General features: G+C 71.3%; 25 protein-coding genes. 13 read left to right on the top strand and 12 right to left on the bottom strand.

The features are described from left to right. Positions 1-66 precede the first annotated feature (66 nt). A complete protein-coding gene (locus tag AB0K05_RS14625; RefSeq protein ID WP_148035408.1) occupies positions 67-855 on the top strand; it encodes an FCD domain-containing protein in 789 nt (262 codons plus the stop codon). A 54-nt stretch (positions 856-909) separates the two neighbouring features. Here the strand turns inward: AB0K05_RS14625 and AB0K05_RS14620 are convergent, their stop codons facing one another. The 4 genes from AB0K05_RS14620 to AB0K05_RS14605 form a co-directional block, all read right to left on the bottom strand. Continuing rightward, positions 910-1,953 carry an ABC transporter substrate-binding protein gene (locus tag AB0K05_RS14620; protein ID WP_364229430.1) on the bottom strand — a complete coding sequence of 348 codons (1,044 nt, stop codon included), beginning with the start codon at positions 1,951-1,953 and terminating at the stop codon, positions 910-912. 34 nt (positions 1,954-1,987) lie between these two features. Next, positions 1,988-2,842 (bottom strand): ABC transporter permease, encoded by an 855-nt coding sequence (locus AB0K05_RS14615; RefSeq protein ID WP_148035410.1) that lies wholly within the window; start codon positions 2,840-2,842, stop codon positions 1,988-1,990. Then, the gene (locus AB0K05_RS14610) at positions 2,839-3,618 is read right to left on the bottom strand and encodes an ABC transporter ATP-binding protein (RefSeq protein ID WP_148035411.1); all 780 of its coding nucleotides are present in this window, start codon (positions 3,616-3,618) and stop codon (positions 2,839-2,841) included. The genes AB0K05_RS14615 and AB0K05_RS14610 overlap by 4 nt, the downstream gene beginning before the upstream one ends. Positions 3,619-3,752: 134 nt before the next feature. Next, the gene (locus tag AB0K05_RS14605) at positions 3,753-4,508 is read right to left on the bottom strand and encodes an enoyl-CoA hydratase/isomerase family protein (RefSeq protein WP_364229427.1); all 756 of its coding nucleotides are present in this window, start codon (positions 4,506-4,508) and stop codon (positions 3,753-3,755) included. 49 nt (positions 4,509-4,557) lie between these two features. Here AB0K05_RS14605 and AB0K05_RS14600 point away from each other — a divergent pair, with 49 nt between their 5' ends. After that, entirely contained in the window at positions 4,558-4,965 is a 408-nt protein-coding gene (locus AB0K05_RS14600) for a nuclear transport factor 2 family protein (protein ID WP_364229425.1), read from the top strand. A gap of 53 nt (positions 4,966-5,018) precedes the next feature. Further along, positions 5,019-6,551, top strand: coding sequence for an AMP-binding protein (locus AB0K05_RS14595; protein WP_364229423.1), 1,533 nt, complete (start codon positions 5,019-5,021; stop codon positions 6,549-6,551). Positions 6,552-6,558: 7 nt separating this feature from the next. Here the strand turns inward: AB0K05_RS14595 and AB0K05_RS14590 are convergent, their stop codons facing one another. Together AB0K05_RS14590 and AB0K05_RS14585 are read right to left on the bottom strand one after the other, a co-directional pair. Continuing rightward, positions 6,559-9,456: a hypothetical protein gene (locus AB0K05_RS14590; protein WP_364229421.1), complete on the bottom strand. Its 2,898-nt coding sequence runs from the start codon at positions 9,454-9,456 to the stop codon at positions 6,559-6,561. Between the two features lie 157 nt (positions 9,457-9,613). After that, a complete protein-coding gene (locus tag AB0K05_RS14585) occupies positions 9,614-10,369 on the bottom strand; it encodes an enoyl-CoA hydratase-related protein (protein ID WP_364229419.1) in 756 nt (251 codons plus the stop codon). A 93-nt stretch (positions 10,370-10,462) separates the two neighbouring features. Between AB0K05_RS14585 and AB0K05_RS14580 the strand changes: the two genes are divergently transcribed. Then, the gene (locus AB0K05_RS14580; RefSeq protein WP_364229417.1) at positions 10,463-11,485 is read left to right on the top strand and encodes an acyl-CoA dehydrogenase family protein; all 1,023 of its coding nucleotides are present in this window, start codon (positions 10,463-10,465) and stop codon (positions 11,483-11,485) included. A gap of 2 nt (positions 11,486-11,487) precedes the next feature. Then, a complete protein-coding gene (locus tag AB0K05_RS14575; protein ID WP_364229415.1) occupies positions 11,488-12,612 on the top strand; it encodes an acyl-CoA dehydrogenase family protein in 1,125 nt (374 codons plus the stop codon). Positions 12,613-12,621: 9 nt separating this feature from the next. Here the strand turns inward: AB0K05_RS14575 and AB0K05_RS14570 are convergent, their stop codons facing one another. After that, entirely contained in the window at positions 12,622-13,380 is a 759-nt protein-coding gene (locus AB0K05_RS14570; RefSeq protein WP_364229413.1) for a hypothetical protein, read from the bottom strand. A 243-nt stretch (positions 13,381-13,623) separates the two neighbouring features. Between AB0K05_RS14570 and AB0K05_RS14565 the strand changes: the two genes are divergently transcribed. From AB0K05_RS14565 to AB0K05_RS14555, 3 genes are all read left to right on the top strand, one after another. Beyond that, entirely contained in the window at positions 13,624-14,136 is a 513-nt protein-coding gene (locus AB0K05_RS14565) for a SigE family RNA polymerase sigma factor (protein WP_364229411.1), read from the top strand. Next, on the top strand, positions 14,123-14,863 hold the full coding sequence (locus AB0K05_RS14560) for a hypothetical protein (RefSeq protein WP_364229409.1): 741 nt from the start codon (positions 14,123-14,125) through the stop codon (positions 14,861-14,863). The genes AB0K05_RS14565 and AB0K05_RS14560 overlap by 14 nt, the downstream gene beginning before the upstream one ends. Positions 14,864-14,994: 131 nt before the next feature. Then, positions 14,995-15,654 (top strand): DUF4240 domain-containing protein, encoded by a 660-nt coding sequence (locus tag AB0K05_RS14555; RefSeq protein WP_364229407.1) that lies wholly within the window; start codon positions 14,995-14,997, stop codon positions 15,652-15,654. A gap of 49 nt (positions 15,655-15,703) precedes the next feature. Here the strand turns inward: AB0K05_RS14555 and AB0K05_RS14550 are convergent, their stop codons facing one another. Together AB0K05_RS14550 and AB0K05_RS14545 are read right to left on the bottom strand one after the other, a co-directional pair. Beyond that, positions 15,704-17,251: an OmpA family protein gene (locus AB0K05_RS14550; protein WP_364229405.1), complete on the bottom strand. Its 1,548-nt coding sequence runs from the start codon at positions 17,249-17,251 to the stop codon at positions 15,704-15,706. A gap of 98 nt (positions 17,252-17,349) precedes the next feature. Further along, a complete protein-coding gene (locus tag AB0K05_RS14545; protein ID WP_364229403.1) occupies positions 17,350-18,498 on the bottom strand; it encodes an FAD-dependent monooxygenase in 1,149 nt (382 codons plus the stop codon). A gap of 53 nt (positions 18,499-18,551) precedes the next feature. Between AB0K05_RS14545 and AB0K05_RS14540 the strand changes: the two genes are divergently transcribed. The 5 genes from AB0K05_RS14540 to AB0K05_RS14520 all read left to right on the top strand — a co-directional run bounded on the left by AB0K05_RS14540 (position 18,552) and on the right by AB0K05_RS14520 (position 21,164). Next, positions 18,552-19,109, top strand: coding sequence for a TetR/AcrR family transcriptional regulator (locus tag AB0K05_RS14540; protein ID WP_271276824.1), 558 nt, complete (start codon positions 18,552-18,554; stop codon positions 19,107-19,109). Positions 19,110-19,188: 79 nt separating this feature from the next. Further along, on the top strand, positions 19,189-19,785 hold the full coding sequence (locus AB0K05_RS14535; protein WP_364229401.1) for a hypothetical protein: 597 nt from the start codon (positions 19,189-19,191) through the stop codon (positions 19,783-19,785). Next, complete coding sequence (locus AB0K05_RS14530) at positions 19,782-20,018, top strand: hypothetical protein (protein WP_271276822.1); 237 nt, start codon at positions 19,782-19,784, stop codon at positions 20,016-20,018. Before AB0K05_RS14535 ends, AB0K05_RS14530 begins: the two co-directional genes overlap by 4 nt. Further along, the gene (locus tag AB0K05_RS14525; protein ID WP_271276821.1) at positions 20,011-20,727 is read left to right on the top strand and encodes a hypothetical protein; all 717 of its coding nucleotides are present in this window, start codon (positions 20,011-20,013) and stop codon (positions 20,725-20,727) included. Before AB0K05_RS14530 ends, AB0K05_RS14525 begins: the two co-directional genes overlap by 8 nt. Next, positions 20,724-21,164: a tetratricopeptide repeat protein gene (locus AB0K05_RS14520; RefSeq protein WP_271276820.1), complete on the top strand. Its 441-nt coding sequence runs from the start codon at positions 20,724-20,726 to the stop codon at positions 21,162-21,164. The genes AB0K05_RS14525 and AB0K05_RS14520 overlap by 4 nt, the downstream gene beginning before the upstream one ends. Before the next feature lies 1 nt (position 21,165). On the opposite strand, the gene AB0K05_RS14515 is transcribed toward AB0K05_RS14520, so the two are convergent. The 3 genes from AB0K05_RS14515 to AB0K05_RS14505 form a co-directional block, all read right to left on the bottom strand. Beyond that, a complete protein-coding gene (locus AB0K05_RS14515) occupies positions 21,166-21,768 on the bottom strand; it encodes a hypothetical protein (RefSeq protein ID WP_271276819.1) in 603 nt (200 codons plus the stop codon). 93 nt (positions 21,769-21,861) lie between these two features. Next, a complete protein-coding gene (locus AB0K05_RS14510; protein ID WP_271276818.1) occupies positions 21,862-23,145 on the bottom strand; it encodes an acyl-CoA dehydrogenase family protein in 1,284 nt (427 codons plus the stop codon). Then, entirely contained in the window at positions 23,142-23,981 is an 840-nt protein-coding gene (locus AB0K05_RS14505) for an enoyl-CoA hydratase/isomerase family protein (protein ID WP_364229397.1), read from the bottom strand. The genes AB0K05_RS14510 and AB0K05_RS14505 overlap by 4 nt, the downstream gene beginning before the upstream one ends. Positions 23,982-23,989 lie beyond the last annotated feature (8 nt).

Here is a 23,989-nt window from a genome sequence, read left to right as displayed (position 1 = left end):
CGGTGTCGCGAGCGCCTGTCCGGCGCCTCGCCCGCTCCCGGAAACCATAGGAGAGAAGAGGCACGCGTGCGACAGCTACGACAGCCGCGTCTCGCCGAGATCGTCGCCGCGAAGCTGCGCGACGACATCCTCTCGGGCCGGCTCACCGAAGGAGACAGCCTGCCCAGGCAGGAGCATCTCTTCACGGAGTTCCGGGTCAGCCTGCCGGCCGTGCGCGAGGCGATGCGCATCCTGGAGACCGAAGGGCTGGTGTCGGTGCGCCGCGGCAACGTCGGCGGCGCCGTCGTCCACCTGCCCACTCCGCAGCGCATCGCCCGCACGATCAGCATGGTGCTGCAGACCCGCCGCACCACGATGTCCGACGTGAGCGGGGCGCTGCTGAGCCTGGAGCCGACCTGTGTCGCGCTCTGCGCCGCCCGCCCCGACCGGGCCGAGACCACCGTGCCCGAGCTCCGCAAGGTCATCGCGGAGCAGCAGGCGGCGTTCGACGACGCGGAGCAGTTCCCGCTGCTGGCCCGGCGCTTCCACGAGAAGATCGTCGAGACGTGCGGCAACGAGACGATGATCGTCATCATCGGCTCGCTGGAGCTCATCTGGACCGCCCACGAGTCCACGGTGTGGGGTGACGTCCCGGCGGGCGACGACACCGACTCCCCCATGGCGCGCAAGTCGCTCAGGGCGGCGCTGCGCGACCACGAGAAGATCGTCGACGCGATCGAGGCCGGCGACGGGGCCCGCGCCGTCAAGCTGGCCACCGCCCACCTGGACGCGACGCGGAGCTCCAGCCTGGGCGCCTCGCAGAACGACCTGGTCAACACCGACCTGCTCGACAACATCGACTACGGCACGCGCTGACCTCACACGGAAACGGCCGCCGGTCTCCCGGCGGCCGTTTCTCGTCCGTACGGGTCAGGCCGCGCCCACGGCCTCGGCCCTGAGCGTGTCGTCCACGAGCTTGTCGGCCGGGAGCAGGTCGGTGTAGGTGAGGATGCCCTCGACCTTCACGAACATCTCCTGCATCTCGGTCAGCGTGCCCTCGTTGATGGCCAGGCTGCTGTCGAAGGCGTAGAGACCGCCGCCGCTGATGGTGTTCTCCGGCACCTTCATGAAGTCGGCCAGCATCTTGACGATCTCGGCGTCCTTGCGCCAGTCACCCTCGAACCGCTTGGCCGCGCAGGCGTTGGCCTTCAGGAAGCTCACCCCGGTGGCCCGCTCGGTCTTCAGCAGCTTGGTGCCGAAGATGATGCCGGCCGTAGTGCTCGATCCGTACGCCTTCTTCGAGTCGACCAGGGCGTGCGCCACGTCCTGGTCGATGGCCTTCTGGGTCTCGGGCGCGAACAGCAGCGCGGCCTCCACGCCGCCGTTCTTGAGCGCGGGCACCATGTCGGAGCTGCCGAGGGTGACCAGCTCGACGTCGCCGAAGCTCAGCCCGCCGGCTTCGAGCGACTTGCCCAGCAGGTAGGAGGTGGCCGAGCCGACGGAGCCGAGCAGGGCCACCCGCTTGCCCTTGAGCTCCTCCACCGACTTGATCGACTTGGCGCCGAACAGGCCGCTCGGCGCGGCCTCGCCCTCCGGCGTGTTCACCGAGCCGAGCGAGGCGACCATCTTGAGCTCGGCGCCCTTCGCGACCTGGTTGAACATGCCGGCCGACGGCGAGCCGACGTAGACGTCGAGCTTGTCGGTGGCGAGGAAGGCGATCGCGTCGGCCGGGTTCTTGATGGGCTCGAACTCGATGGTCAGGCCCTCGTCGCGGTAGCACCCGAGGGCGTCGGCGACGAAGGCCGGGCCCAGCGAGGTGCCGGAGATGTAGCCGACTTTGAGCGTGCGGGTGGTGTCACTGGCGGGCGTGCCGGTCTCCTCCTCGGCGCCGCAGGCGGTCAGCGCGCCGAGGGCGAGGATGGGGAGGGCGAGCGCGGCCATGACGCGCCTGCTCAACGAGAGCCGTGCGGTCACGGGTCGTTCCTTTCGATCGGCCGGTGGGGGGAAGTCACCGGTTCCAGGGGGTGAGCAGCCATTCGACGCCCCGGAGCACCAGGCCGACGATCACGCCGATCAGCGAGATCGAGACGATGCCCACGTACATGTGCTCGGGGACGCCGAGGTTCCACGAGTTCCACACGAGGAATCCCAGGCCGGCGTCGGCGGCGACGAACTCGGCGCCGACGATGACGATGACGGCGAGGCCGGAGGCGATGCGCATCCCGGTGAGGGTCTGCGGCAGCGCCGCCGGCAGCGTGATGTGCACGAGCGTGGACCAGCGCGAGGCGCCGCACGAGCGCCCCACGTCGTGGTAGCGGGGGGAGACGCTGCTGACCGCGTCGATCGTGTTGATGAGCACGACGAAGAAGCAGGTCAGCGCGACCAGGAGGATCTTGCTGGTCTCGCCGAGGCCGAAGATGAGCAGCAGTAGCGGCAGGATCGCCAGCTTCGGCACCGTGTAGAGCGCCGAGATCGTGGGTTCGAGCGCCACCCTGAGCAGCCGTACGGAGCCGATCACCATGCCGAGCGCGACCGCGCAGGACGTGCCGAGCAGGTAGCCGGAGACGATGCGGCTCAGGCTGGCCAGCACCGACTCCTGGTAGACGCCGCTGGCCAGGAGGTCGGCCCAGGAGGCCGCGATGTCGCTGGGCGGGGGGAAGTAGTTGCTCTCCAGCACCCCGGCCCCGGCCAGCAGCTGCCACAGGCTGATGAGCGCGACCGGCACGAGGATCGCCAGGCCGCGCTCCATGAGCGTGCGGCGGCGGGCGTAGCCGCGCGGGTCGAGCTCGGCCGGTCCTGGGGCGATCGTCCGCCAGGTGCCGGTGCTCTCGACGGCCTCCTGGTCGCGGGTGACGGGGCTCATGCGGGCTGGAGTTCCCTTCGCAGTCGGTGCCAGATCTCGTCGCGCAGGGCGGCGAAGTCGGGCGAGGCGCGGATCTCGTCAGGGTGCCGCGGCCGGTCGAAGGGCACGTCGATCACCGTGGCGATCCGGCCGGGCCGCGCGCTCATCACCGCGATCCGGTCGCCGAGCAGCAGCGCCTCGTCGATCGAGTGGGTGACGAAGACGACCGTGTTCTGGTTGGCCTGCCACAGGTCCAGCAGCTTCTCCTGGAGCAGCAGGCGGAGCTGGGCGTCGAGCGCGGCCAGCGGCTCGTCCATGAGCAGCGTCTCGGGTTCGACGGCGAGCGCCCTGGCGATCGCGACCCGCTGCTTCATGCCGCCGGAGACGGTGTCCGGGTACGCGTTCTCGAAGCCGGACAGGTCGAGCTGGGCGAGCCAGTGATCGGCGATCTCCTTGGCCCGCGCCCGCCGGACCCCGGTCTGGAGCAGCGGGAAGATGACGTTCTCCCTGATCGTCTTCCACGGGAAGACGGAGTAGTCCTGGAAGACCACGGCCGACAGGGATCGGGACGGGTCGTCGTGCCGCATGTCGATCGTGCCGCTGGACGGCCGCTCCAGCCCGGCCATGACCCTGAGCAGGGTGGTCTTGCCGCAGCCCGAGGGGCCGAGCAGGCACAAGAACTCGCCGTCGTGGACGTCCAGCACGATCTCGTCCAGCGCGCGGACGGAGCCGGCGCCGCTGGAGAAGACCTTGCCGAGCTTGCGCACGGCGATCTTCACGGGCTGTGTGGGCGGCATGCGAACGCCTTTCTGAGCGCTGCCATCAGCACTGATCTAATACTCAATCATTGATAAGATACGCAAAGCATGGGTCAGCGACAAGGCCGTTGCCCCGGTTAAGGCCAACCCGTAACCTTCCGATCCACGGCCGCTCACCCGCCCAGCACCTCGTCCGACACCCGCGACTCGACGGCGTACGCGTCCGCGAGCGTGCCGCGCACGCCCTCACCCACGGCGCGCTTGATCCCGCGCACGGCGGCGGCCGGGTGGCCGGCGATCAGCTCGGCCAGGTCGAGGGCGCGACCGAGCGCGGCGCCGTCCGGCACCACCTCGCCGACGAACCCCCACGCGCGCATCCGCTCCGCGCCGAAGCGCTCACCCGTGAGCATCACCTGCATCGCCGCCGGGTAGCCGATCTGCCGGGGCAGCCGGGCCACCGACCCGCCACTCGCGATGAACCCGTGCCGCACCTCCGGCAACGAGAACAGCGCCGACTCCCCGGCGATCCGGATGTCGGTCGCGCCCGCCAGCTCCATCCCGGCGCCGAAGCAGATGCCCTCGATCGCGGCCACGACCGGGACCTCCAGCACCACGTCACGCAGCAGCGCGTGGTGCACATCGGCCCACACCGCCGCGGCGGGCCCGCCGGCGTCGGGCGCGGAGGCCCCAGCGGAGGACCGGCCACCGCGGATCGCCGCGGCGACGTCGGCGGAGAACGTCGCGAGGTCGGCGCCGGAGGAGAAGTCGCTCCCACCGGTCACCACGACGGCCCCCGCGCCGGAGGCCGCCACCTCCCGCCAGGCGGCGGCCAGGTCGCGGAAGCCCGCCAGGTCCAGCGCGTTGCGGCGGGCGGGACGGTCGAGTGTGACGAGACGGACGCGCGGCCGGGGCTCGGACACCACGATCATGAGCACTCTCCTCTTATGATTTACATCATTAAAATGATAGATTGCGGCAATGGTCGACACCAGCCACGCCGAGGACGAGGTCCTCATCCGCTCCCTCATCGGGCTCGCCGCCCACCTCGCCGACGAGGGCGAGCCGGACGACTACCGCGCGCTCTACACCTCCGACGCCACCTGGAGCTTCGGCGGCAGCACCCAGCAGGGGGCGGACGAGATCGTCGCCGCCACCCGGCAGCGCCGCGCAGAAGGCGTCAGCGGGCCCGGCACGAACACCCGCCACCTGGTGGTCCCGTTGCACGTGACCGTGACGGGCGACACAGCCACCGCGGTCTCGTACTTCCTGTTCTTCGGCGACACCACCGGCACCCCCGCGGTGCGGGTCTTCGGGGTCTACACCGACGAGCTCGTCCGTACGCCGGAGGGCTGGCGCATCAGCAGCCGGACGAGCCGGGCGGGATGACCTTTCGTGCGTGATTCGGCAATGATGTCCTCTACTCGGGAGGGCCACTCACCATGACGACGACGATCGAGACGCTGCTGGCAGCCGCGGCCGGAGACGCCGCGGACGTCCCCGCGCTGATGTGCGAGGGAGAGTCGGTGACGTACGCCGAGCTGCACGCGCGCGTGCGCGAGGGCGCCGCCGCCTGGATCGCGCACGGCCTGCGCCCCGGCGACCGGGTGGCCTGCTGGGCCGCGAACACGATCGACTGCACCGTCGCCATGCTCTCGGCCATCGTGGCCGGGGGCGTGCTCGTCCCGCTCAACCCGCGCTACACGAGCGCCGAGGTGGCCGCGATCCTGCCCCGGGTCTCCGCCCCCTTCCTGGTCGCGCCCGGCCTGCTCGCGGGGCGGCGGCTGGCGGCCGAGGCGCTCCCTATCGCGGGCGGCGCCCAGGTGATCGCCCTCGGCCCCGACGTGCCCGAGGGCGCGGTGGGATGGGACGAGTTCCGCGCCGGCGCGGGTGCGGCGGCACGGGTCGAGCCGGGCGAGATCATCGCGATCCAGTTCACGTCGGGCACCACCGGGCGGCCCAAGGGCGCGGTGCTCCGGCAGGAGCCGTTCCTCACCACCGCCCGCACCTGGGCCGAGGTCGTCGGGCTCGGCCGGGGCGACGTCTACCCGGTGACCTATCCGCTCGCGCACATCGGCGGGTTCAAGACCGGTCTCATCTCGCCGTTCCAGGTGCGGGCGACCGCGGTGCTGATCCCCGTGGTGTCGGCGGAGTCGATCGCCGAGGTCGTCCGCACGCTGCCGGTCGCGGTGCTCAACGCGCCGCCCGCCGCGCAGCGGTACGTGGTCGCGGCCCGCCGGAACGGCGACATCCCCGGCGAGCCGACCATCCGCGTGGCGGTCATCGGGTCCGCGATCGTGCCGCCCGCTCTCGTACGGGACCTCAAGCAGGAGCTGGGGGTCGGCGACGTGGTCATCGGCTACGGGCTGACCGAGGCGACCGGGGTGTGCACCATGACCCGCCCCGGCGACCCGCTCGACCTGGTGTGCGACACGATCGGCCGGCCCATCGACGGCGTCCGGGCGCGCGTCTGGGCGCCGGACGCGACGGGCAGCCCCGTGGTGGGCGAGATCGAGGTGACCGGCTCCAACGTCATGGCCGGCTATCTCGACGACCCCGACGCCACGGCCGAGGTGATGCGCGACGGCTGGCTCCGTACGGGCGATCTGGGCTGGATCGGCGAGGACGGCTACGTGCGCATCGCCGGGCGGACCAGGGACATGGTCATCGTGGGCGGGTTCAACGTCTACCCGGCGGAGGTCGAGCACGTCCTCGCCGACCATCCGTCGGTGACGGACGCGGCGGTCGTCGGCGTGCCCGACGACCGCCTCGGCGAGGTGACGGCGGCCTTCGTGGTCGTCTCCGGAGAGCTGGACGAGAGCGAACTCCTCGCCTGGTGCCGCGAGCGGCTGGCGAACTTCAAGGTGCCCCGGCGCGTCTGGATCCTCGACGAGCTCCCGCGCGGCGCGGTCGGCAAGATCGCCAAACCGCGCCTCCAGGAGCTCGCCGTGGACCTGCTCCGCCGGCCGGGCTGACCGCCGCCTAGCCCTTGACGGCCTTGGCGACCAGGGCGCTCAGCCGCTTCTCCTCGGCGGAAACGCCGATCTGGCCCAGCTCGAACTCCTTGGCGAGCGCCGTGAACCGCCAGGCGGGAAGGACCGCCGCCGCGCGGCACAGCCCCGCGACCGTGGTGAGGTCCACGCTGAGGACCTTCTTCTTGCCCGACGCCGGCGGCGGAGGCAGCTTGGCCGGGCCCGTGTCGTGGACCACGTCGACGGTCTTCTCCTTGAGCAGTGAGAACAGCTCACCGGCGAGATAGCGCTGGGTCTCGATCGTGACGCCGCCCGTCCGCTTCGCGAAGAACCCGGCGAGCAGCGGCACCAGGGCGTCCTTGCCGAAACCCACGTTCTGGACGGCGAACACGCAGTACGAGGCCGCGATGTTGTTGCGGTACCGTTCGACGCCGGCGTCACCCTTGACGCCGTCCAGAGCCCCCAGGTGCTCCAGCACCGCGTTCAGCGGCAGCCGGCCGAGATCGACCTCCTTCTGGCTCGGCTGCCCCGCGCCGGGAGGCGTGCTGGTCGCCAGGTGGCCGAAGGCGTAGAAGCACTCGACCATCGTCTCCTTGGACTCGTGGCCGGGGTTGATCCGGACGTACCACTCCTCCTTCTGCTCCGCCGGCGACGCCCCCCACGGCCCCGGGATCCTGCCGACGTACGACGTCCGCAGGAACGAGAAGCTGTCGCGCCAGTCGATCAGGACGAGCTTGCCGAAGAGGGTGTCGATCTTGCCGGTGGACGTCGCGCGCAGGAGCAGGGGGATCCCGTCCACGTAGGTGGTGCCCTGGCGCTTGCTCTTCGGGTCGATCGGCCAGCAGAACTCGTCCACGAACTTCGCGTTCCGGGCGGCGCTGTCGATCAGCGCCAGCTCGTCACGGTGCCCGTGCCGGAGCATGTGGATCACGAGCTGTCCCTCGTCGTGCCGGGCGAGATCGAGCTGGCTGTCCTGCAGCAGCGCCTCGGCCCGCGCGAACACGGATTCGAGGTTGCCCTTCTGGGACAGCAGCGTGAGATCGCCGGCGGCCACCTTGCCGGTGCCGAACGAGGCGTACTTCTGGTAGCTCTTGCACAGGAAGACCTCCAGCCTGCCTGCGGCGATGTCCTCCTTCAGGCTGCCGAGGATGACGTCGAGCCGGCCCCTGCCGCCGGTCGACCCGGGCGCGAGCTGGATCGTGGTGTCGATGATCAGCACGCACGGCGCCGCGCCCTTCTTCTGCGCCGCGATGGCCTTGCGCACGTCGGCCACGAGCCCTTCAGGCGATGGCGCGGAGTAGGGCGCGCTCGGGTTCAGCGTCGCGACCAGGACGTCCTGGTGCGGCGTCAGCGTGTCGCCCTCTCTGAGCCTTCTGAGCAGCTCGCCGGTCTCGAAGTAGTCGATCGGCTCGGTGGAGCGCGAGACCTGCTCGTGCCCCCGCCAGGACAGCGCGATCCACAGCGCCGTCCCGAGCGCTTCCATGCCGCTGGTCGTGAGGTAGCTGTACATGTGGACCTGCTCGCCCTCGACCAGCGGCGCGATGCTGGGCGCGCGTTCCAGCACGACCCGCCGTACAGCGTGCTGGTAGTCGGTGCCCTTGTAGTTCTTGGCCACGGCGACCACGATGCCGATCTCGTCCATCATGAGGTCGACCGCGCGCAGCGCCACCGACGGGTTGTGCTGGTTCGCCACGACGATGTCGAGGAGCCGGCCCAGCGAGCGCAGCGCGTTGGCGGTCAGCGCGTCGGTGCGCTTCGGGCCGAACTCGTCGGTGAGGCCCAGCACGAGGTGCTCGACCATGGCGCACACCGGCGCCAGCTCGGTCTTCTGCCGCGCGATCTCCTGCAGGCGGGCGAACGGGCTGCCGGTGATGAGCGCCACGAGGTCGGCCCAGGTGTTGACGGTGGAGTCGGCCTGGGCGTCGGGCTTGCCCGTGTCCATGAGCTCGTAGAGCTGGTAGGCCGACGGCGTCGCGCCGAGCTCCTGAAGGATCGACTTCCAGGCGATGTCCTGCTTCGCGAAGGCGGAGATGCCGCTCAGCACGCTGATGCCCGTCCGCCCCACGACCGGTTTGATTCTGAGCCCGGCCACCACCTTCGGGTCCACCATCATCGCCAGCTTCTCCAGCACGCGCGGGCTGTTGACGAGGATGTCGTCCGGGTCCGGCATCACGGTGCCCAGCTTGGCCAGGAACTTCTGCAGGGTGTCGACGTAGTTGGTGCGCCAGTAACTGGCCGCGAGCTCGTTCTCGGCCGACAGGCCCCGCTCCTTGTCGCGCTGGGTCTTCGCCGCCCGGAAGCCGATCTGCTCGACGATGTGCTCCTGCGTCGTGCCCTTCACCGCCGCCGCGAGCTCGGCGCGGCGCTCGTGTGAGTACGTCGTCGGCTCGGCGTTGATGGAGTCGACGAGCTCCGCCGCCTTCCGGAGATGGCCCATGGACGAGGCGTCGCGTTCGTCGGCGACGCGGTCAGCGAGCGCGGCCAGGTCGGCCGTGGCGAGGTCGAGCGCCTCCAGCGTCAGCGGGTCGTGGCCGCCCGGGGTCGTCTCGGGGCGCTCGCCGGGCTGCTTCGGCGGCAGGACGTCGAGGTAGTGCGCCACGTCCTGGTGCTGCGGCGCCGGCTTCTCCACGGGCGTCCGCACCGTGGGGTGGGCCAGGCGGGTCGCCGCGGTCGCCTTCATGAAGGCGTGGGCGACCTCGCCCCTCAGCTGGGCCGCGATGAGCCGGGACTTCTCGCTGCGTTCGGCCGCCGAGCGCTCGGCCAGCGTCTCGGCGATGAGCTTCACGGATTCGAGCGCGGCGGGCGAGCCCAGCTGCGTCAGCGCCCTCGCCACCGCCTTGGCCGTGGTCGGGTCGGGCTTCCCGACGAACTCCTGCCAACCCGCGGGCAGCACAGGATCGTTCGACATTACCGACATGCTTCCTCCCCTTGTCCCATGCGCTGGGACGGACAGATGACGGTGGGCCCCCACCCGATGCTCGATGCCGGACCGACCCGCGTCAATGCGATCGGCCACGGTTTTTGGAACGGGACAATGGCCATCCGCCCTCGTCCGGGGTCCGCTCTCAGCGGCGGCGGACGCGTTCGCGGAGGGCGGCGACCGCGTCGGTGAACGCGGGCTGGCGCATCGACCAGTCCTGGGCGATCTGCTCGACGCCCGCGGCCATCCGAGGATCTGTGAGGGAACGGCTGAGCCGCATGGTGGCCTTGGCGCGGCGTACCGCGTCCGGGGAGCGGCCCGCCACCCGGGCCGCCATGCGGCGTGCCGTGTCCATCAGTTCGCCGTCCTCCACGCAGCGCCAGATCAGGCCGCGCCGCTCCGCCTCCTCGGCGGTCAGCCGGTCGCCGAAGAGCACCATCGCCGCCGTGCCCTGCCGGCCGACGCGCTGCTCCATCCGCCACAGGTGGCCGCCGCCAGGGTGGATGGCGAGGTCGAGGAAGCGCGGGTCGAACGTGGCGCTCCTGGCGGCCACCACCACGTCGCACGCCAGCGCGAAGCTCACCCCTGCCCCGATCATCGGCGCGTGCACCGCGGCCAGCACCGGCACCGGCAGCGCGGCCAGGGCGTCGAAGCCCCGGTAGACGGCCGTCGGGTCGTCCGCTGGCGCACCGAGCGCGTCCATGTCGCCGCCCGAGGAGAAGACCGGCCCGTTGGCCCGCAGCACCACGGCCCGCACGTCCCTGCCGAGCTCGGCGCACGCCTCGGCGAGCTGCCTGACCAGCACCGGGTTCAGGCTGTTGCGCCGCCGGACGTCGTCCAGGGTGATCCACGCGACGTGGTCCTCCACCTCGACGAGCACGGCCTTCCTGTCGTCCGTCATCGCTTCCTCCTGGGGTTCGTTGCCGCGCGGGCGGCGGGGGTTCTATAATGGCCCTATTCTGTAAATGATAAAAAAGATAGTCCTCGGAGTGGCATGGAGATCGAGCTCACCGCCGAGCAGCGGGCCTTCCGCGAGTCCTGCGGCAAGCTGGCCGCCCACCTGGCGTCCCGCTGGCACCGCGGGCGCGGACCCCACGACGTCGGCCCGTCCGCGCCCGACGAGGCGTCCTGGTCGCGCGTCGCCGAGGCCGGCTGGCTCGCCATGCGGCTGCGCGAGGAGAACGGCGGGGCGGAGGCCGGCGCCGTCGACATGATGATCCTGGCCGAACAGCTCGGCCACCACGCGGTCGCCTCTCCCGTGCTGGGCACGGTGATCGCGGCCGAGCAACTCCAGTCCTGGGGCGCGCCGTCCGGGCTCCTGGAGGAGATCGCCGAAGGCACCCGCCGCCTCGCCCCCGCCCTCACCCCGGATCTGACCGGCTTCGCCGACGCCACGAGGTCGCTGGCGTGGGACGCCGCTGGGGCCGAGTTCGCGGTGGTTCCGGCAGCGGGGACCGCGTATGCGCTCGGGGAGCCCGTACCGTTCGCTGATCAGACGCGCGCCGTACGGCCGCTGGGTGAGCCCGTGCGGACCTTGACCGAGCTGACGGCGCCGGACGGCGAGACGGCCGCGCGGACCTCCGCGTTCGCGCTCAGCCTGCTGGTGGCCGACCTGCTCGGCACCATGCAGGCCGCGCTCGACGCGGCGCTCGACCACGCGAGGACCCGCGTGCAGTTCGGCAGCCCCGTCGGCGCGTTCCAGGCCGTGCAGCAGCTCCTCGCCGACAGCCACGTGCTCACCGAGGCGTCGCGGAGCGCCTGCTGGTACGCGGCCTGGGCCGTCGACGCGCTCCCCGGTGAGGAAGCGCTGCGCGCCGCCCGGGTGGCCAAGGCGTACGCCTCCCGCTCGGCCGTGGAGGTGTGCGAGAACGTGATCCAGGTCTTCGGCGGCATCGGCATGACCTGGGAGGCCCCCGCGCACATCTGGCTGCGCCGCGCCCACGCCGCCCGCGCCGCGTTCGGCGACGAGCACCACCACGAAGCCGTCATCGCCGCCACCGAGTTCTCCGGGAGCTGACCGTGGACTACTCCGACGACCCCGAGGTGGCCGAGTTCCGCGCCGGCCTGCGCGCCTGGCTCCGCGACCACCTGGACGAGCACCGCGACGCCACCGGCTACGAGTCGGCCGAATCCGTCGAGCGGACCCTGCGCTGGCACCGCGCCCTGGCCGCCGCCGGCTACGTGGGCCTGTCGCTCCCCGCCGCCTACGGCGGGCACGGGCTGCCCGACCTGTACGAGGCGGTGCTCAACGACGAGCTGGCCACGGCCGGCGCGCCCCCGCCTCCGCCGATCGGCCACATCGCGCACGCCGTCGCCGACTTCGCCGGCGAGGACCTCAAGACGCGGGTCCTGCCCGGCCTCCTCGGCTGCACCGAGGTCTGGTGCCAGGGCTTCAGCGAGCCGGGCGCCGGATCCGACCTGGCCTCGCTGACCACCACCGCCGCCCCCGACGGCGACCGGTTCGTGGTCGACGGCCAGAAGATCTGGACCAGCGGCGCCATGTGGTCACGCTGGTGCCTGCTGCTCGCCCGTACCGAACGCGACGAACCCCGCCACCGCGGCCTGTCCATGCTGGTCGTGGACATGGAGTCGCCCGGCGTCGACCGGCGCGAGATCGTCCTGGCCAGCGGCAGCCGCGAGTTCGCCGAGGTGTTCTTCGACGGCGTCGAGGTGCCCGCGGCCAACCTGGTCGGCGAGCGCGGCCAGGGCTGGCGGATCGCCATGCACATGCTCTCGTACGAGCGAGGCCCGGCCGACATGGGCTGGGTGGGACGGCTGGGCCGGGTGCTGGCCGCCGCCCGCGACGACGTCCGCTCGGGCCGCCTCCCCGCCGACGAGCCGCTGCGCCGCCGCCTCGCCGCCGCGTCGGTGGACCTGCGGGTGCTGCAGTGGCACGTGGCCCGCTCCCTGGCCGACCGCGACCCCGGCGGGTCGGCGGGATCGGTGGACAAACTGCTGACCACCCGGATCGAACAGAACCTGCACCACGTGGTCGGCGACCTCGCGGGCACGTCGTTCGTCCTCGGCGACCCCGCGCCGTACGGCGACTACCTGTGGTCCCGAGCCCAGTCGATCTACGGCGGCACCCAGCAGATCCAGCGCCAGATCGTCGCCCAGCGCGTCCTGGGGCTCCCCCGGGGCTGAACCCGGCGCTCAAGGCAAGGCGGGCACGGTGGGCGGGGAGTCGGTCCAGCCCACCTCGATCAGCGTCTTGTCGTACGACCCCTCAAGGAGCGGCTTGCCGCCGAGTGTGGACTTCTGGCTGTCCGACAACAGCACCATCCTGCCGGTGTCGACGATCAGCCTCCGCTCGACCACGTTCCTCTTCTCGCCCGTCCCATACGTTGTGTTGATCACGACGACGGTGCCGGGCCTACCCAGGCTGTCCTTCGCGGTGCCTTCCATGCGGACGTTCGGAGACTTCAGCAGAGCCTCCCAGGCCGCGGCGCGGACCTCCCTCGGAGCGGGAAACTGGTGCAGGAGCTGCGGCAGAACCGAGGTGAGCCAGTTCGCGACGGACTCAGTGAGCCCGCCGACGCGGGCCGCCCTCGTGAGCCAGTCCTCCAGCCGTTCCGGGTCGGCGGGCAGGCGCTGGACCTCCTCGTACGTCAGCCACTGCCCCGCGACCCAAAACTGGCCGCGATCCGGCAGGAGGAGACCCACATGGCCCTTGGAGTGCTTGCCGGACAGCTTCACGATTTTGCCGTCGATCGTCTTGCCCCATTGTGTGGGGGAGCCGTCACGCTGCCACGCCTTCTTGTCCGCCGGGCTTTCCGGCCGCGTCGCCAGTTCCCGGTATCCGTTCCAGGCCTTGCCGGCGGGAGTCGCCCACTCCTCCGAGACGCTTGTCTCAAGGAGCGCATAGGGGTGCGACTTGGTGCCGAACCGCCAGGGGTGGGTGGAGGTCGTCACCGACCTGGTGTGCCAGTAGGCGCCCTCGGGAGGAGCGGCCGCGACGGCCGCGGGCGCGCTCAGGACGCGGCGGTCAAGGCCAGGGCGGCGGTGAAGGTCATCGATCTGCTGCGGGGAAACGCGGTCATGACCATCCATACGCCTGAGCCGCCCGAACGGTTGCCCGCGAGATCGTACGAGCCCGGCGGGCAACGGTTCCGCGGACCGGGGCGTATTAGAAGGCGTGAAATCGAACGGACAGACGTGAACGGAGCAGAGCATGACTTCGGCTCCTTCGTGGCCGCTCGCGCCACCAGCCTCTTACGGGTCGCCTATCTCGCCTGCGGCGACCAGACGGAGGCCGAGGACCTGTTGCAGACGGCGCTGGAGCGTACCTACAGGAACTGGCACCGGGTCCGCCACGACAGTCCCGAGCCCTACGTGCGCCGCGTCATCATCAACGCGGCCATCAGCCGCGCCCGCCGCCGGGCGATCCTCAACATCATCCCCATGCACAGCCCGCCGGAGACGTCGGCCCGCGAGAAGGACTCCGACCTCGTCCACGTGCTCATGAACGCGCTGCGTGCCCTGCCTCCCCGGCAGCGCGCGGTGATCGTCCTGCGCTACTGGGAGGACCTCACCGAGACGCAGACCGCCGAGGTGCTCGGATGCGCCGTCGGCACGGTCAAGAGTCAGGCGTCGAAGGCCCTGGCCAAGCTCCGTACGGCGCTCGGCCGGGACATCATGGAAGGAGCGCGCGACAATGCCCAGGCTTGAGGACGAGATCCGCCGGCTCATGGAAGGCGAGACCGCGCGGTTGCAGGCCGCTCCCGACCTGCTCGACCGGGTGATGCGCCTGCGCCGGGCACGGCGGGCCAGGGTCAAGACCGCGATGGTGACCGCGTCCGTGCTCGCGTCCGTGGCCGTCGTCGCCGCGCCCGTCGTCTACCTGGCCACCGCCGCCCAGCAGGCCACGCCCAGCACGCAGGTCACGACCTCCGCGACGCTGGAGCCCGCCATCGACGACACCCCGCCCGTGCGGACCGAGCCGAAGAACCTCGGGGACCTGGGCGACGGGTTGGCGTTCGGGCACGTCAAGGTCGGCTACCTGCCCGAAGGACTGCGATGGTCCACCTGGTCGATCGACCACGGCGACGCGTACTCCACCTCGTACAACTACAAGGGCGATGAGAAGGGCTTATACCGGGTTCAGATCTTCATGTTCGAGGAGGAGGCCGTGAAGGAGATCACCGAACGGATCCAGCGCTATCGCGAGGAGAAGGACGGCGAGGACGTGATGATCGGCGACCGGAGCGGCTATCTGATCGTGCAGCACGTCGGCGAGGACGGCATGGCGGGCTCCCCGACCCTCTTCCTCAAGATGGGCGACCGGCAGTGGGCCGAGATCACCTTCAGCCCCGTGTACGCCAAGGAGTTCTCCGGCGCCGAGGCCGTCAACACCGAGCTGAGGAAGATCGCGAAAGGACTCACCTCCACCATGTGACGCCCAGGGGACCGGCGGTCCTGATCGCGTTCGCACAGCATCGCCGAGCCATGGATCCCGTTCGAGGACGGCGGGAGGACATTGACCGGACAGGACATGGAAGCCCCGGCCGTGTCTGCCATGATCCGGTGATGGATGTAGACGAATACTGGGGGCTGGTCGAGCGTTCGGGGCGCGAGACCCGCACCAAGGAGGATCGGGCCGGGTGGCTCGTCGAGCGGCTCTCGGAGTTATCGGTGGAGGAGATCCTCGACTACGACGCCTGGCACACCCGGGCGGAGAACCGGGCCTGCACCTGGGACGTGTACGTGGTGTGCTCGTCCATCACCGGGTTCGGGTCGTACAACGGGTTCGAGTACTTCGTCCAGTGGCTGATCAGTTTCGGGCGGGACGCGTACGAGGAACTCGTCGAGTGTCCTGACAAGATCGTCGAGTTGCCGCACGTCCAGCGGCTCCGGTGGTTGACGCGGACGTACAGACACGAGCGGACGAGCTGGTCGCGGGACGGAGGGTTCCGGCTGGACCGGCAGACGTGCACGAGGCTGCAGAAATGGCCGGACGAGGAGTGGCCGGAGTTCGAGCTTCTGGGGTACGTGGCGCATCAGGCGTACGACGAGGCCGGCGGCTCCGACGACAACTACATGAAAGGGCTCCGGGATCGCGGGGTCGAGGCGAGGTTCCCCTTCTGCGGCTACGAGGAGGAACCCGAGGGCGAGGCGTGGGACTTCGAGGACCCGGCCGAGTTCGTCCGGCGGCTGCCGAGGACCGCGTATCACTACCAGAGCGGCTGACGGAGAACACCCACGGCGATCCAGCCGCGTGCCCGCCGACAGCGACTCCTCAGGTGATGGGTACGTCGCGCATCGGCTCGAAGGCGAACAGCTCGACGTCCACCGTCCGCACGTCCGGCGGCGGCGAGGTCATCAGGGCGAACGTCCTGACCCGCCCGCCCTGCGGCAGCTTGCCGAGCTGGCTGCACAGGCAGTGGTGAGCGGGCGGACCGGACGTGCGCAGCACGTGATAGCGGTTGTCGTCGGTGTCGGCGAGCGAGAGCCAGAAGAACTCGAAGGCCGCGATGTTGGTGGTGCCGGTGGACCTCCGGGCGTCCTCGTCCAGGGCGGCGTCCTGCATCGTGATCTCGCGCGAGCTCTCGTTGCGGAAGTCGAACGTGGCGATCAGAGTGGTGGGGCTCAGCCGGCGCAGTTCCACCAGGTCCGCGGTGACGCCCTCCATGCCCCGCAGCCCGGCGGCCGTCGCCCCGGTGGTGGCCGGCACGGACGGGCCCTCCTCCGGCTTCGGGACGGGCGGGGTGGCCTGCGCGGTGGGGGCCGATCGCGGATAGCTCACCTCGACCCGGCGGTTGGCGGCGCGTGCCGCCTCCGAGCCGCCCTGCTCCTTCGGCTCGCGCTCGCCCTTGCCCTCGACCTCGAAGGTCAGGCCGCCGTCGGCGCCCGAGGCGCGGAGCGCCCGCTCCACCGCTTCGGCGCGGCGGCGCGAAAGCCCCAGGTTGTACGTGTCGTCGCCGACGTCGTCGGTGTGCCCGACGATCCGCACGGTCCCGGCGGCCTGGCTGCGGATCCGTTCGGCGGTGCCGCGCAGCGTGGCCCGCGCTTCGGAGGTCAGGCTCGCCTTGTCGAAGGCGAACAGCACGTCGGTGTCGAGGGCGATCTCCACTCTGTCGGAGGTCTCGGAGACCTTCTCGGCGGCGCCGCTGAGGTGGGTGGCCAGACCTCGGGTGTTGGGGAAGGCCGCGGCGATGGCGGCGGGGCCGGGCTCGTCCGGCGCGGCGGCCTGTCCGCGCGGGCCGATCGGCAACGGGGCCGTGACACCGGCGGCGAGCAGGCCCACCGCGACGCTGGTGGTCTCCGCGGGCACCCGGTAGACGATCCAGGCCTGGGCGGGCTCGGAGGTCACCGTCACCTTCCCCGACAGCTGGGTGCACAGGCAGGCCGCGCCCATCTCCTCCTTGTCGCGCTTCATCGCCAGATACACCGACAACCGTGGCTCGTCGAGGAGGAAGAATCCCGCCGAGGACGCGGTGTAGTTGTAGGCCACGGTGCCGGCGATCGCCGGGGGACCGAACTGGCCCAGATCGACCTCGCCGCGCTCGGCGCTGATCCGCAGCCGTGCGGTGACCGTGTCGGGGGTCGTCCGTTCCAGCGCGACCACGTCGATCCGGGCCGCACCGGACCCGTCCCCCTCGCCGCCGACCCGCAGCGTCGCCAGCGCGGCTGGCCCTTCGGGGGCGGTCGGGGACGCGGCCGGCGCCGACGGCTCAGGTGCGCTCCGGGGCGGCTGCGCGGCGCACCCGGCCAGCAGCGCGACGACCGCCAGCGCGCTCGCCGTGATCGTGGTCCTACGGCCCGCGCGCCATAACGGCATGGTCATCCCCTCGTCCGCCCGACCGTTGATAGGACTTCGAACAACGGCATCCCGTCCGAGTCAGGATTTAAGCAGACTCGTCCGCGATGCGGGCGGATCAGCGCTCACTCGGCGTGCCAGAGGGCCGCGAGCTGCCGGGTGGCCAGCCGGGACGGTATCGCGCGCAGCAGCGCGTCGCGGAGCCACGCGGTGACGCCCGTCCGCGAGGTCAGCCGTGACTGCCGGAACGCGCCCCGCATGACGCGGTTGGCGCTGGGCCGGCGCTCGGCGTCGTAGCGCAGCAGCCGCTCGGCGGCGTCCGCCGGCTCGGCGCCGGTCAGGTGGCGGGTGAGCGCGGCGGCGTCCTGGAACGCCTGGCTGGCGCCCTGGCCGAGATCGGGTGGCATGCCGTGCGCGGCGTCGCCGAGCAGCGCGACCCTGCCGGACACGTACGAGGGCAGAGGTTCGGCCAGGCCGGCGATCGGGTCGACGTGGATGTCCGAGGGCGGCGTGTCCTCGATCAGCCTGGTGACCAGCGGGTGCCAGTCGGCCATCAGGGACAGCATCTGCCTACGCGCCTCCTCGGGGCCGGGCGGCGCGCCGCGCAGAGCGGTGTCGGTGAACCAGTAGAGCCGGTCCTCGCCGACGGGGAACAGGCCGAACATCGCCCCGCTGCGGCGGTCGACCAGCTGGCAGGCGAGCAGGTCCGGCGTGAGGTCGCCGGGGCGGGGCAGCATGCCGCGCAGGTCCAGCCGGCCGGTGCGGCGCAGACCGGGGTGGCGGGGGAACAGCTGGGCGCGCAGCTCGCCGGCGATGCCGTCGGCCGCGACCACGACGTCCGCTTCGGCGACGGCACGGCCCCCGCTGATCACGGCCACCTCGGAGTCGCCGATCTCCAGACGGTCGACCGGGGTCGCGGTGCGCACCAGGTCGGCGGGCAGCGGGGCGCGCAGCGCCTGGTGGAGCTCCGCCCGCTCGACGATGACGACCGCGCCGATCTCCTGCTGCGCCTGGATCACGTCGGTGACGAGCAGCGGCCGGCCGCGCCAGTCGCGCAGCCCTCCGGCGAAGGCTTTCGTGTGCCGCCCGCGGACGTCCTCGGCCAGCCCCAGCGCGTCGAGTGCGCGCAGCCCGTTGGGCATGATCGCGATCCCGGTGCCCTTCTCGCGCAGTGCGGCGCCCCGTTCGAGGAGTGTCACCTCGTGTCCCGCACGGTGCAGCCCCACCGCGACCGCCACCCCGCCCAGCCCCGCGCCGACCACCGCGATCCTCACGCGCCCTCCATTCACTACGATCGTACTAGTACGACTATTGGTAACATGGCCGCATGCCGCCCGCCAATCCGGCCCGTCGCCGGGCCCTGACCGATGCCGCCATCGAGTTGCTCGCGTCGTCGGGGGTGCACGGGCTGACCCATCGCGCGGTGGAGAAGGCGGCGGATCTCCCGCCGGGCACGGCCTCCAACTACTTCCGCAGCCGGGAGGCGCTGCTGGTGGCCGCGGCCGAACGCGTCGCCGAGCTGCATCACGCCGACACCGGCCGGGCCGTCGGGCGGCCCGCTCCCCTGGTCGACCTCCTGACCGAATCGCTGTTCGCCGCGGCGACCACCCTGCGCACCCGCTACCTGGCGATCTTCGAGCTCCAACTGGAGGCCGCCCGGCGACCGGCCCTGGCCCAGGCGCTCACCGGCCTTCACGACACGGCCTCACAGATCACCGCCGGGCAGCACGACCGGCTCGGCCTCACCATCCCGCGCGAGAAGATCCCCGCGATGATCGCTCTTTACGGGGGCGCCCTGTTCACCCTCGTCACCGCACCGCCCGAGAACGTCAATAAGGATCTGGTACGCGACCTGGTGCGGGTCATCGTGGACGGCTGCGCCTGAGCCTTGTTTCCGGTGTTTCACATCGCGTCAGTGATCCGGGTCATTCTGCTCGATCCCATTCAGGTCTAACGTGACGCGTATGCCGTCGTTCAAGCCGCCTCGGTGGTCCAAACCGGCGCCGCTCGGCTATGGCCACGCCGCGGACGCGGCGCATTTCGTCGCCGCGCCACTGCTGGTGGCGGCGGGCGTGGCGATGATCGGCGTGGTGGGGGCCGATCGGGAACAATTCCGGTGGCCGGGAATGACCTTGTTATTCCTTTCCATCGCCATGATCGTTCTTGTGGGGAGCATTCAGTACGGATTCCAGGCCCGGGCGCTCCTTTATTCGGCAGGCGATCTGGAGGACTGGTGGGGGGCCGCCGATCTGGAACGACATGAGGAAACTCTGCGTTCCCGGCAGCGGGAGGAATTCCGGCAATGGAAAATCAAGATCGGAAAGGCCGTACTTCTCTATAACGTAGGAGTGGCCATGCTCGGCGCGGGCCTGAGCCTGTGTGTCGCACCTCCGGCGGACGCCGGGGCGGGTGAGGCGATACCCCGCTGGATCGCCTGCGCACTCGTCGGAGCCGCCGCCGTCGCCGAGTTCGGCTGGGCGGTGCTGGCACGACAGGACTTCCAGCTCCACCGGCCGGCATGGCCGCGCATCCGTGGACGCGGTGAGGAGCGAACGCGGTGACTGTGTCATTCGGCGGGCAGCGCCACCAGTTCCAGTGCCCGTTATGCGATCTGTCGATCGCCGGCAGCAGAGGAGGCACTCCCCGGGCTCGCATTCGAGCCGCGTGGGACCTGCATCTCGAAGGCTGCGACGGGCGGATCGTCGATCCGATCAGGCTCAGAGCCATGACCCGCGACGCCGCCCGCGAGGAAGCCGAACGCCTCCGCGAGACCGAGAGCCCGGCGGATGACTGAGCTGATCCGATTCGGCGGACCCGCGCCGCCGGCCGCCGTGGCCGGAGGCGGTCCCACCGACCTGTCGGGCTTGATGCAGGAGTTCCTGCACTACTTGGCCAAGATCTGGCTGCTGGAGCACGAGTCGCCCCACGACGCCGCGGGGCTGGCGCGCTTCGATCTGGATCGGGTCATCGCCGACTACCGGGAACACCGGGCCAGGAACCGCGAGATCCCCCTCGGCGACGGGCTCGACGTGGAGGAGAGCTTCCTGCTGACGCAGATCGTCGCCGGCCGGCCGTTGCGATGCCTGCTGAACTCGGCCATGCCGGAAGTGCCGACGGCCAGGATCGAACGGATCACGTCCCTCGACCCGGCCGCCCTCGTCCAGGACGTCCGCGGCCGATGGAAGATCGAGCTCGATGCGCGTACTCCGATGAGCGGGCAGTTGGCAAGGTGGGGCACCCTGGCCCCGGCTTTCACCGCCCTCGTCTACGATCGCGTGAAGGGCTTCGGTCACTGCGTGCTGCTCCGCGGCGTCGAGCGCGCATCCGGGAGCTTCGTCTACTGGGACCCCTGGCCGCTGCGCTCGCTGCTCTGCGCGGAGAACAACGAGGCCGGCGCGGACGCCCGGCTCGTGGACCAGGACCAGTTCCTGTGGGCTCTGGAGCCGGCCTCGATGGAGCGCGTGCTGTTCGCCGTCTTCGTGCCCGCGGCAGGAGTGACATGAACGGTTCCGAGTACGTCCGGCGGGGCGACGAACTGATGGCCGCCGGGCACATCGCCGCGGCGGTCGAATGCTTCGCCACCGCCCTCCGCCTCGATCCGGGTGATCCCGATGCCCACTTCGGGATCGGGTTCTGCGCGTACCAGAGCGGCGACGACGCCCGCGCCGTCAGTGCGCTGACGACCTGCATCGAGCTGCGACCGGAGTCTCCTTCGGTCGCCACCGCGTACATGATGAGATGCATGGCCAGGGCCAATCTGCAGGACCGCGTGGGAGCCATGGAGGACTACCGGGAGGCGGTGTCCCGGGATCCCATGATGGCGGAGATCATCGAATCGATGACCTGCGTCGGAACGGCGCAGCTCGCGGTTCTGGCGGCGTTCTATCCGGCGAGGATGGCGCGGATCGCGCAGAAGCTGACCGCCCTGCACCCTCGGTAGATCAGGACATCTCCGGCTCGGCGTCCCAGAGCCGGAACTCGGCCGACACCACCATGGGCCGGTGGGCCGAGACGTTCACGTAATACAGCAGGCAGTCCCCGGCGGGAAGGAGCGGCGGGACCTTCTTCAGCGCGAACGCCAGGCCGGACATCTTCAGGACATGGGTGTTCTCGCCCTCACGGGCCATCTCGCCGATCGCGTGCTTCACCGGGGCCGGGTCGCGCAGGACGTGGACGAACTCCGCCATCCGGCTGTCGAACGGGCCCACGGCCAGGATGAAGAGGACGATCACCGCGAACACCACGCCAGGGAACAGACCTCCCTCCGTCTCCATGGTGGACGTCTCGAGCTCGCCACGCACCAGGCGGACGAAGAAGAGCACCGTCGGCAGCGCGAACACGGTCAGGGCGATCAGTCCACCGGCGGTCCACACCAGGGCGTGGTAGACGATCCGGCGGACCAGGCGGCGGCGCTGCCGGTGTGACAGGCGGCCGAGCTGGTTCTCCTCCAGGTCGGCCTGGGTGAAGTGGAACTCCTTGGCCAGCAGCGCGGTCAGCGCCCGCACCGGCTCGACGGTTGCCGCCGCTCCCTGTTCGCGCCGCATCCCGCACCTTTCGCCACGTATGCGTTGCCCTGACCACCATTCAGCCTGCCGGGCGGCAGGATGTCCACTCTCCCGTCGGCTGGGCGGCGCGGGTCAGCTGCGGGGCAGGTCGCGCCAGGGCTTGCCGCGGTACGGGTCGAAGTCCTTGGGGAGGCCGAGCACGCGTTCGGCGATGACGTTCTTGTTGACCTCGGTGGTGCCGCCCTCGATGGTGTTGGCGCGGCTGCGGAGCATCCCCCTGGTCTCGGCGGGCATCGAGGCCCAGTACTCGGCGGGGGACGACGCCGTGCCGGGCCAGGCGATGGCGTCCTCGCCGGACAGGGTGGCGGCCGTCTCCTGGATGCGCTGGTTGAGGTCGGTGCCGTGGACCTTGCCGATCGAGCTCTCCGGGCCGGGGGGCAGGTTGCCGGCCTGGCGGGCGCGGACGCGGCGGTTGGTCCAAGTGCGGACCTGTTCCTCGCACCACAGCTCCACGATGCGGGCGCGGACCAGCGGGTCGTCCCAGCCGCCGGGGAGACCGGACTCGGTGCGGCGGCGGGCCAGGCGGACGAGGTGCGAGGCGCTGACGCCGCCGATGCGGTCGACGCCGACGGAGCCGCCGCCCGACACCATCTGACGCTCGCCGGCGAGGGTGGCCTGGGCGACCCGCCAGCCGTTGCCGGGGTCGCCGAGCCGGTGCGCGTCGGGGACGCGGGCGCCGTCGAAGAACACCTCGAAGAACTCGGCCTCGCCGCCGATGTGCGGCAGCGGCCGCACCTCGACGCCGGGCTGGCGCATGGCGAGGAGGAAGTAGGTGATGCCCTGGTGCTTGGGGGCGTCGGGGTCGGTACGGGCGAGCAGCACCGCGTAGTCGGCCTGGTCGGCCCAGGTGGTCCACACCTTCTGGCCGTGCACGACCCAGGTGTCGCCGTCGAGCTCGGCCCTGGTGGAGAGGGAGGCGAGGTCACTTCCGGAGCCTGGCTCGCTGAAAAGCTGGCACCAGATCTCCTCGGCCCTGGTGATCGGCTTGAGGAAGCGCCGCCGTTGTTCCTCCGTGCCGTGGGCGAACAGGGCGGGGGCCGCCAGGTTGAGGCCGAGCGGGTTGAGCCGGGGCAGGTGGTAGGGGCGCAGCGCCTCGTCGGCGGCCACGGCGGCCCTGCGCGACCAGCCGAGGCCGCCGTAGTCGACCTCCCAGGTGGCCGCGACCAGGCCGGACGCGCCGAACTCGGGGTACCACGCGCGGTACTCCTCGCGGGTCCGGACGGTGCGCACGGCGCGCGGGCCACCCTGCTCGCCGGCCTCGCGCCAGGCGGTGGGCAGGTGGGCCGCGATCCAGCCACGGGCGGCCTCCACGGCCTCGCCTGGGGTGACGTCCGGGCCGGTGGGCAGTGCGGTCATGGGTGGATCTCCCCGTCAGCGTGAGGGCTCGCGCCCTGAGAGCGAATGGCGTCAAAAGACCCTGCCTCAGCACGGCCGGACTCCGGGCGAGCCTCCGCGCGGGCCTCCACGTGGGCCTCCACGTGGGCCTCCGTGCGGGCGGCCTCCGCGCGGGCGGCGGTGCGGCCGAGTTCCTGGGCGCGCCAGAGGGCCTGCTTGAGCGCGCGGGCGTGCGCGGGGTCGGCGGCGGCGACGGTCTCGGCGACCCGCTGGGCCGCGTCCCGCAGGGCGTCGGGCTCGACGACCTCGCTGACCAGGCCGAGCTGGTACGCGCGTGCCGCGTCGAGCCGCTCGTGGACGCCGATCAACGCGAGCCGGGCGGCGGTCGTGGCGGACATCCGGCGCACCAGGCCGATCGCCTCCCAGGCGCTGACCTGGCCGACGCTGACGTGCGGGTCGAGGAAGGTGGCGGAAGCGGAGGCCAGGACGATGTCGGCGTCGACCACGAAGTGCAGCCCGCCGCCCGCGCAGACGCCGTTGACCGCGGCCACCACGGGGGTGCGGACGCCGAGATGCCAGCCGGTCAGCTCCAGCTCCCCGGCACGGGTGCGGCGGCTCGACTCGCGCAGGCTGGCGGGATCGCGGGCGAGCGCGGCCATGTCGAGCCCCGTCTGAAAGGCACGGCCGCGGCCGGTGACGACGATGCAGCGTACGTCGTCGTCGGCGTCCAGCTCGCGCCAGGCGAGCGGCAGCTCGGCCATCATCACGGCGTCCATGGCGTTGCCCGCCCGCGGCCGGTCGAACTCCAGCCAGCCGACCGGGCCGCGGCGCTCGACCGCCAGCGTCTCGTACGCCATCCGACCCC

Source organism: Nonomuraea sp. NPDC049486, assembly GCF_040676925.1.
Lineage (GTDB): Bacteria > Actinomycetota > Actinomycetes > Streptosporangiales > Streptosporangiaceae > Nonomuraea > Nonomuraea ferruginea.
This window is presented reverse-complemented; position numbering and strand designations above follow the sequence as displayed.

What these genes read in the sequence shown, in the direction of transcription:
- AB0K05_RS14615 (WP_148035410.1), bottom strand. Translation starts at nt 2,842, where the DNA reads ATGAGCCCCGTCACCCGCGACCAGGAGGCCGTCGAGAGCACCGGCACC.
- AB0K05_RS14610 (WP_148035411.1), bottom strand. Translation starts at nt 3,618, where the DNA reads ATGCCGCCCACACAGCCCGTGAAGATCGCCGTGCGCAAGCTCGGCAAG.
- AB0K05_RS14605 (WP_364229427.1), bottom strand. Translation starts at nt 4,508, where the DNA reads ATGATCGTGGTGTCCGAGCCCCGGCCGCGCGTCCGTCTCGTCACACTC.
- AB0K05_RS14600 (WP_364229425.1), top strand. Translation starts at nt 4,558, where the DNA reads ATGGTCGACACCAGCCACGCCGAGGACGAGGTCCTCATCCGCTCCCTC.
- AB0K05_RS14595 (WP_364229423.1), top strand. Translation starts at nt 5,019, where the DNA reads ATGACGACGACGATCGAGACGCTGCTGGCAGCCGCGGCCGGAGACGCC.
- AB0K05_RS14590 (WP_364229421.1), bottom strand. Translation starts at nt 9,456, where the DNA reads ATGTCGAACGATCCTGTGCTGCCCGCGGGTTGGCAGGAGTTCGTCGGG.
- AB0K05_RS14585 (WP_364229419.1), bottom strand. Translation starts at nt 10,369, where the DNA reads ATGACGGACGACAGGAAGGCCGTGCTCGTCGAGGTGGAGGACCACGTC.
- AB0K05_RS14580 (WP_364229417.1), top strand. Translation starts at nt 10,463, where the DNA reads ATGGAGATCGAGCTCACCGCCGAGCAGCGGGCCTTCCGCGAGTCCTGC.
- AB0K05_RS14560 (WP_364229409.1), top strand. Translation starts at nt 14,123, where the DNA reads ATGCCCAGGCTTGAGGACGAGATCCGCCGGCTCATGGAAGGCGAGACC.
- AB0K05_RS14555 (WP_364229407.1), top strand. Translation starts at nt 14,995, where the DNA reads ATGGATGTAGACGAATACTGGGGGCTGGTCGAGCGTTCGGGGCGCGAG.
- AB0K05_RS14550 (WP_364229405.1), bottom strand. Translation starts at nt 17,251, where the DNA reads ATGACCATGCCGTTATGGCGCGCGGGCCGTAGGACCACGATCACGGCG.
- AB0K05_RS14540 (WP_271276824.1), top strand. Translation starts at nt 18,552, where the DNA reads ATGCCGCCCGCCAATCCGGCCCGTCGCCGGGCCCTGACCGATGCCGCC.
- AB0K05_RS14535 (WP_364229401.1), top strand. Translation starts at nt 19,189, where the DNA reads ATGCCGTCGTTCAAGCCGCCTCGGTGGTCCAAACCGGCGCCGCTCGGC.
- AB0K05_RS14525 (WP_271276821.1), top strand. Translation starts at nt 20,011, where the DNA reads ATGACTGAGCTGATCCGATTCGGCGGACCCGCGCCGCCGGCCGCCGTG.
- AB0K05_RS14520 (WP_271276820.1), top strand. Translation starts at nt 20,724, where the DNA reads ATGAACGGTTCCGAGTACGTCCGGCGGGGCGACGAACTGATGGCCGCC.
- AB0K05_RS14515 (WP_271276819.1), bottom strand. Translation starts at nt 21,768, where the DNA reads ATGCGGCGCGAACAGGGAGCGGCGGCAACCGTCGAGCCGGTGCGGGCG.
- AB0K05_RS14510 (WP_271276818.1), bottom strand. Translation starts at nt 23,145, where the DNA reads ATGACCGCACTGCCCACCGGCCCGGACGTCACCCCAGGCGAGGCCGTG.
- AB0K05_RS14505 (WP_364229397.1), bottom strand. Translation starts at nt 23,981, where the DNA reads ATGGCGTACGAGACGCTGGCGGTCGAGCGCCGCGGCCCGGTCGGCTGG.